This window comes from Frankia sp. AgB1.9 (assembly GCF_016786355.1).
GTDB lineage: Bacteria > Actinomycetota > Actinomycetes > Frankiales > Frankiaceae > Pseudofrankia.
The window spans coordinates 1-1,407 of the sequence record NZ_JADWYX010000265.1; the positions used below are offsets into that span (position 1 = coordinate 1).

Consider the following 1,407-nt stretch of genomic DNA (forward strand, 5'->3'; position numbering starts at 1 on the left):
GGGCCTGTTTCAAGATCGGTGTTTCCGGCCCGACACGCCGGGCCGAGGTCCGGCGGGATGGGCACTGTGAGTGATGACATCGGGTGATATGAGCCCTCGGAAGACCGATCGTGATCAAGGGCGGCAGCTGTCGCCGGAGCAGGCGGCCGCGGCGGCGATGATCGCGGACGCGAAGGCGCGTGGGCTGGCGCTGACGGGGCCGGAGGGTTTGTTGAAGCTGTTTACCAAGAGTGTTTTGGAGACGGCTTTGGCGGAGGAGATGACCGAACACCTCGGGCACGAGAAGAACCGGGCTCCGGCCGAGCGGGAGAGTGGCAACGTCCGGAACGGCAGCAGGTCGAAGACCGTGGTTTCCGACGTCGCCGGCGAGGTGGAGATCTCTGTTCCTCGTGACCGTGAGGGAAAGTTCGAGCCGCGGATCGTGAAGAAGCGGCAGCGACGTCTTACGGGCGTGGACGAGATTGTGCTGTCACTGTATGCGAAGGGTTTGACGACCGGGGAGATATCCGCGCATTTCGAGGAGATCTACGGGGCGTCGGTGTCGAAAGAGACGATTTCGCGGATCACTGACGCGGTCCTCGGTGAGATGAACGAATGGGCCTCCCGACCACTCGATCGCGTCTACGTCGCGATCTTCATCGATGCCGTGGTCGTGAAGGTCCGGGACGGCCAGGTCGGCAACCGGCCCTTCTACGCCGCCGTCGGGGTCACCGTCGACGGCCACAAGGACGTCCTGGGCCTGTGGGCCGGCACCGGCGGCGAGGGCGCGAAGTACTGGATGACGGTCCTGACCGACCTGCGCAACCGGGGCGTCGCCGACGTGTTCTTCCTCGTCTGCGACGGCCTGAAAGGGCTACCCGACGTCGTGGAGAACGTGTGGCCCGCCGCCGTCGTCCAAACCTGCATCATTCATCTGATCCGCAACACGTTCCGGTTGACGTCACGTGCCGACCATGACGCGGTGAAACGCGACCTGAAGCCCATCTACACCGCGCCGACGCCGGGGGCCGCGGCGGCGGCGATGGACGAGTTCGAGGAGACCTGGGGCAAGAAATACCGGGCAGTGATCCGACTATGGCGCAACGCCTGGGAGGAGTTCACTCCGTTCCTCGACTACGACGCGGAAATACGCCGAGTCCTGTGCTCCACGAACGCGATCGAGTCACTGAACGCCCGCTACCGGCGCGCCGTGCGGGCCCGCGGACATTTCCCCAGCGACCAGGCGGCGTTGAAATGCCTGTACCTTGTGACACGCAGCCTCGACCCGACCGGCACCGGCCGAGCCCGATGGGCCGTCCGGTGGAAGCCCGTGATCGACGCGTTCTCGATCACGTTCAGTGACCGCTGGCCGTCCGCCGAGACCTACTAGATCAAATCAGCCGGAAACACCGTTACCGAGATAGTCCC

The 1,407-nt window shown here is 64.8% G+C and carries 1 protein-coding gene; it reads left to right on the forward strand.

Annotated features, from left to right (window positions below; genetic code table 11):
• The first annotated feature begins 88 nt into the window (after positions 1-88).
• Positions 89-1,369 carry an IS256 family transposase gene (locus I6A60_RS41020; RefSeq protein ID WP_203017476.1) on the forward strand — a complete coding sequence of 427 codons (1,281 nt, stop codon included), beginning with the start codon at positions 89-91 and terminating at the stop codon, positions 1,367-1,369.
• The last annotated feature ends 38 nt before the right edge of the window (positions 1,370-1,407 follow it).

Bases quoted from the DNA above. Each gene is read 5' to 3' on its own strand.
- I6A60_RS41020 (WP_203017476.1), top strand. From the start codon at position 89: ATGAGCCCTCGGAAGACCGATCGTGATCAAGGGCGGCAGCTGTCGCCG.